The sequence below is a fragment of the Polynucleobacter sp. 35-46-11 genome (assembly GCF_002281105.1).
On record NZ_NCFJ01000118.1, the window covers coordinates 1 to 6327 of the forward strand.

Annotated in this window: 5 protein-coding genes; 1 reads left to right on the plus strand and 4 read right to left on the minus strand. The window is 46.7% G+C overall.

Annotated features, from left to right (window positions below; genetic code table 11):
* Window positions 1-114: 114 nt before the first annotated feature.
* Together B7Y67_RS09415 and argS are read right to left on the minus strand one after the other, a co-directional pair.
* Complete coding sequence (locus B7Y67_RS09415; RefSeq protein WP_293598420.1) at window positions 115-729, minus strand: SPOR domain-containing protein; 615 nt, start codon at window positions 727-729, stop codon at window positions 115-117.
* A 50-nt stretch (window positions 730-779) separates the two neighbouring features.
* Window positions 780-2474: an arginine--tRNA ligase gene (argS, locus tag B7Y67_RS09420; RefSeq protein WP_293598424.1), complete on the minus strand. Its 1695-nt coding sequence runs from the start codon at window positions 2472-2474 to the stop codon at window positions 780-782.
* Between the two features lie 68 nt (window positions 2475-2542).
* Between argS and B7Y67_RS09425 the strand changes: the two genes are divergently transcribed.
* Window positions 2543-2860 (plus strand): DUF1840 domain-containing protein, encoded by a 318-nt coding sequence (locus tag B7Y67_RS09425; protein WP_293598421.1) that lies wholly within the window; start codon window positions 2543-2545, stop codon window positions 2858-2860.
* Between the two features lie 30 nt (window positions 2861-2890).
* Here the strand turns inward: B7Y67_RS09425 and metH are convergent, their stop codons facing one another.
* Window positions 2891-5638, minus strand: a complete 2748-nt coding sequence (gene metH, locus B7Y67_RS09430) for a methionine synthase (protein ID WP_293598422.1) — start codon at window positions 5636-5638, stop codon at window positions 2891-2893.
* Window positions 5635-6327: homocysteine S-methyltransferase family protein (locus B7Y67_RS09435; RefSeq protein ID WP_293598423.1), on the minus strand; the 693-nt coding region annotated here is incomplete at its 5' end. The genes B7Y67_RS09435 and metH, both read right to left, overlap by 4 nt.

Here is a 6327-nt window from a genome sequence, read left to right on the forward strand (position 1 = left end):
AGTCAAAGCCTTCTTCAATCTTAGGGCTTTGCGCACTAACAAAGCCTGAGAATGAAACCGCCAAGCCGAGAATGGTGGCGGATAAAAAAATTCTTTTAGATTTGGATAATGTAATCATGATTTACCAGACTTAATAACATTTGGTTTAATGCCCATGCTATTTAACTTATCACGCACGGGGTTACTTTCTTCAATACTGTTATACGGACCCACACGAACACGCCACAGTGTATTGCCCTCACTTGTAATCTCACTTAATTGAGACTGAATACCCTGGATAGCTAAACTGGCTTTTTGAGCATCCGCATCAGCGCGCTTATTAAATGCGCCAACTTGTAAAAAATAAATTGCATCCGATTTTGCGACAGGGGTTGGAACCACTTCAGCCGGCTTCTTACCGCTTGCTAAATCAGCAATTGGGTCCGAAGCATCGGAAGCTGGTGCGGCAGACTTACCTTGTAAAGGTTTGTTTAAATCTAAAGCCTCTGCTGGGGCAGCTGCTTCACCTTCCGCAGGTGCCGGTCCTGATTTAATAGTTAAGGGAAGATTGGGAGCTCTAACGCCAGGACGCTCTTGGGGTGTATTTTTTGAGAGATAAAAGGCAATCACAAAAGCAACGCCTAGGCCAACACCAAGCCCTAAGATAAAGCCAAGGATGGTGCCGCCATACTCTGAACTTGAAGACTGTGTCTTTAGATCAAAGCTGTCGTATTGATTGTTATTTTTCATCGAGTCCCCATCCTTCTTTTTACCTCTTAAACCCTAACGAGTGTTAAAGCTTACATCTTAGCGGGTGCTGATACACCCAATACTTTTAGTCCATTTTCAAGCACTTGGCGAGTCGCCGATAACAATGCAAGACGAGTTAATTTCAATGCAGGGTCATCCACCAAAACGCGGTCTGCGTTATAGAAGGTATGGAAATCTCCCGCCAAATCACGCAAGTAGAAAGCTAAAGCATGTGGAGCTAAATCTGCAGCTGCATCAGTGAGCATTTCTGGATATTCAGCTAGACGACGTAAGAGATGATCTGAGGCCTTGCTTTGCAACAAGGAAAGGTCTGCGCCCTTGAGGTCAGAGACTTGTCCACCCCATTGAGTCAAGATGGAGCAAATACGCGCATGAGCATATTGCACATAGAACACGGGGTTCTCATCATTTTGTTGCAATGCTAGATCAATATCAAATACAAACTCCGTATCTGCTTTACGAGAAATAAGGAAGAAACGTACTGCATCACGTCCCCGCTGAAGCGCAAGCTCACGCTCATCGCCAGCCATCTCTGGTGTAACACCACCGGACCACTCAACCAAGTCACGCACAGTCACATAAGAACCTGCACGCTTAGAAATCTTGACTTCCTCGCCATGGCGCATCACTGTCACCATCTTGTGAAGCACATATTCTGGATAGGTTTTCGGAATCTCCCAACCGCGCTTCTGAGCCACACCTTGCAAGCCTGAGCGCACTCGCGCAATCGTGCCATGGTGATCGCTGCCTTGAACATTAATCACTTTTTCAAAGCCACGATTCCATTTGCTGGTGTGATAGGCAACGTCCGGCACAAAGTAGGTGAAGCTCCCATCAGACTTTTTCATGACGCGATCTTTATCATCGCCATCGTCTGTTGTCCTAAGCCATAGTGCGCCCTCAGACTCATAGGTCTTACCAATACTCTGTAGCTCGTCAACAATTTTTGCAACACTACCATCGGTATACAAAGAAGACTCTAGGTAGTAGCAATCAAACTTCACACCAAATGTTTTTAAGTCGATATCCTGCTCATTGCGCAAATATGCCACGGCAAACTGACGAATGGCTTCAAGATCATCTTTATATTCAGATGAAGCCTTAAAAGCAGTAGCAATCTCCGCAATATATTCACCGTTATAAGCACTTTCTGGCCAAGCAGCATCACCTGGTTTAAGCCCATTCAAGCGAGCCTGCACTGAGAGCGCTAAATTCGCAATCTGCACCCCAGCATCGTTGTAATAAAACTCGCGATGCACCTGAATACCCTGAGTTGCCAATAAGTTTGCCAGCGCATCTCCTAACGCAGCTTGACGACCATGACCAACGTGAAGCGGGCCAGTAGGATTGGCCGACACAAACTCAATCATGGCCCTGGAAACCGGAGCAGCTTCTGGAGCTAGCTGACCAAACTGGGATCCCGCCGTGAGAACCTCGTTCACCACCACAGTTTTAGCGGCGTTACTCAATCGAAAGTTAATAAACCCAGGGCCCGCGATTTCACAAGAAGCAATGAGATCACCATAGCCGGGTTGCTGCTCTAAACGTTCAACCAGTGCTTGCGCTAATTCCCTGGGATTGAGCTTCCAAGCCTTGGAAAGCTGGAGGGCAATATTACATGCAACATCGCCATGGTCTACTGCCTTAGGGCGTTCTAGGCGGGGCGCCGGGGCGTCACCCAAACCACGCTCCTGAGCCAAACCCAGCAGGGCTGCACTCAGCATTTTAATTAAACGATTTTTATTAGTTAACAACATAGATAAGTGAGTTTATCAGGTGGTAAGCTATCGAAATGATCTATCAATTTCGCTCCAAAGCGGGTCCTGACGTCATCATGCTGGCTGATCTGACCCAGCGAATCTTTGAGATTTTGGGCCGCCCATTAGAGCCTAGAGGTATTTTGACGGTAGAGCAACTACCAGCCCTCATCATCGCCTTAGAAACGGCCATCCTCAAAGATTTGGAAGATCGGGCTAAAAGCAATATGTCTGATCAAGAAAATACCGAAAAACCGAAGCTTGCCGATAGGCTTGGGCAGCGTGCCTATCCCTTTCTGGAGCTGATGAAGCAGTCTAAGGCGAAGGATGAACCGGTAATGTGGGGCGTTTAAAGCCCTGCACCTCACTCGGATAAAGTAGACTTAGTCGATTGAACTGGCCAGTTGGCGGCGGATGTCTTCAACAGACTCATTACGACGCTTAGCAAGATCTTCAATTTGATCAGCTGATAGCTTGCCCACGTTGAAATAACGTGCATCTGGATGTGCCAGATAAAAACCACTGACACTAGATGCCGGATTCATAGCCATTGATTCAGTCAATGTCATACCAATATCTTCTGAGCCAATCACTCGCAATAAGTCTTTTTTAACTTCATGCGCAGGACAGGCTGGGTAACCTGGCGCTGGACGGATGCCGCGGTATTCCTCATTGATCATTTGATCATTTGTCAAAATCTCATCGGTCGCATATCCCCACAGATCAGTACGAACGCGGTGGTGCATTAACTCTGCAAATGCCTCTGCTAGACGATCGGCTAAGGATTGCAACATGATTGCGCTGTAGTCATCATGCTTAGCATGAAACTCAGCCACTTTTTTCTCAACACCGTGCCCAGTCGTAACAGCAAAGCAGCCGAGGTAATCAGCCACATTGGAATCTTTTGGCGCCACATAATCTGCCAAGCAACGATTAGGTCGGCGAACGCCATCGACTACAGGCCGCTCAGACTGCTGGCGTAAGTTATGCCAAACAAATAATGGATGCTCGCGAGATTCATCGCTGTACAAGACAATGTCATCACCTATCGTGTTTGCCGGATAGAACGCAACTACAGCATCAGCTTGCAACCACTGACCTTTGATTAATTTATCAAGAAGCGCCTGGCCGTCCTCAAATACCTTACGAGCCTCTACGCCAACGATTTCATCATCCAAGATGGCTGGAAACTTACCAGCCAAATCCCAAGTCTGGAAGAATGGTGTCCAGTCAATATATTTAGCAATATCGTTTAAAGAAAAATTCTTGAAAACTCGACGCCCAATAAATTTAGGCTTCTCGGGCACATAACTAGACCAATCAATTAATTCACGATTCTTACGCGCTGCTTCTAATGAAATCGTTGGGGATGCTTTTTTATTAGCATGCTGCTCACGAATACGCACGTAGTCATCGCGCAGATCTTGAATAAATTTCTTAGCACTTTCGTCCGATAGCAAGCTTGATGCCACCGATACAGAACGAGATGCATCAGGCACGTAAACCACTGGTCCATCATAGTGTGGAGCAATCTTCACCGCAGTATGAACGCGTGAAGTTGTAGCTCCACCAATCATCAATGGAATTTGACGCTCGCGGAAATAGTCGTCACGCTGCATCTCTTGAGCAACGTAAGTCATCTCTTCTAAGGATGGGGTAATCAAACCAGAAAGACCAACGATGTCTGCTTTTTCTTCTTTCGCGCGTTTCAGAATTTCTGCACAAGGCACCATGACGCCCATATTCGCAACTTCAAAGTTATTACATTGCAGCACTACCGTCACAATGTTTTTACCAATGTCATGCACGTCGCCTTTAACAGTCGCCATCACAATCTTGCCTTTGGCTTTCGCCTCACCACCAGAGGCAATATGTAGGCGTTTTTCTTCCTCAATATAGGGAATCAAAATTGCCACTGCTTGCTTCATCACGCGCGCACTCTTAACCACTTGAGGCAAGAACATCTTGCCGGCACCAAACAAATCGCCGACGACATTCATTCCATCCATCAAAGGGCCTTCAATGACCTCAATTGGACGGCCACCTGCACCCATAATTTGGGCACGCAGCTCTTCAGTATCTTCTTCAATAAAGGTAGTGATGCCATGCACCAAAGCATGGGTTAAACGCTCACGCACCGGGGCTTCACGCCATACCAAGTTCTCAACTTGCTTCGCGCCACCGCCCTTAAATTGATCAGCAATATCCAGCAAGCGCTCCGTTGGAGTCTTACCGTCTTTTTCTTTAAAACGATTGAGCACAACATCTTCAACGCGCTCACGCAATTCAGAATCTAAGTCTGCATAAACGCCAAGCTGGCCTGCATTGACGATACCCATGTCCATACCCGCCTGAATAGCGTGATACAGGAACACAGTGTGAATGGCTTCACGTACACGATCGTTACCGCGGAACGAGAAGCTAACATTAGAGACGCCACCACTGACCTTCGCGCCCGGCAGATTTTCCTTGATCCAGCGGGTCGCATTGATGAAATCTACTGCATAGTTGTCATGCTCTTCAATACCAGTCGCAATGGCAAAGATATTCGGATCAAAAATAATATCTTCTGCAGGAAACCCAATCTCCTTAACAAGAATTTGATAGCAGCGCTGGCAAATTTCTGTTTTGCGCTTAAAAGTATCTGCCTGACCCACTTCATCAAAAGCCATTACTACAGATGCTGCTCCATAACGACGAATCAAGCGTGCTTGTTTTCTGAAAGACTCTTCACCCTCTTTGAGTGAGATCGAGTTAACAATCGGCTTACCTTGAATGCATTTCAGGCCAGCTTCGATCACGCTCCACTTGGAAGAGTCAATCATGATCGGTACACGAGCAATATCTGGTTCTGAGGCGATCAAATTCAAGAAGCGCGTCATCGCTGCCTCTGAATCCAACATCGCTTCATCCATATTGATGTCAATCACTTGAGCACCATTCTCAACTTGCTGTCTTGCAACTACCAAGGCTTCATCAAATTGATTATTCAAAATCATGCGTGCAAATGCTTTAGAGCCCGTAACGTTAGTGCGCTCACCAATATTTACAAAACCAACTTCTGGCGTGACATTGAAAGGCTCTAGGCCTGAAAGCTTCATCGCCGGCATTACTTTCACAGCCTTAGTCATGCTGACACCTCCGCGCTCTCACGGTAGAAGGCACGTGGCTTGCGCTTAGCAACCGCATTAGCAATTGCACGAATATGATCTGGCGTCGTTCCACAGCAACCGCCTACGAGATTGACTAAGCCATCTTTTGCAAAGCCATCAACTAGGCTAGAGGTAATTTCTGGGGTCTCATCAAAACCTGTATCACTCATTGGATTGGGGAGGCCGGCATTGGGATAGCAAGATACAGCAGCGTCACAAATACGAGCAAGCTCAGCAATATAAGGACGCATGAGCGCTGCACCTAAGGCGCAGTTCAAACCAAAGGTCAAGGGCTTGATGTGACGCAGACTATTCCAGAAAGCTTCAACCGTTTGTCCAGACAAAATACGACCAGAAGCATCAGTCACTGTCCCCGAAATCATCACCGGCAAACGCTCGCCAGTCTCTTCAAAGAATTCATCCAATGCAAACAAAGCAGCTTTTGCATTCAGGGTGTCGAAAATAGCCTCAACTAGAAATAAATCAACGCCACCTTCAAAGAGGCCTTCAATCTGTTCGCGATAAGAAGCCCGCAATGCATCAAATGTCACATTACGTGCCCCAGGATCGTTTACATCTGGAGAAATGCTTGCTGTCTTTGGGGTAGGTCCAATTGCTCCAGCTGCAAAACGTGGCTTATCTGGTGTAGAGTATTTTTCACATGCAGC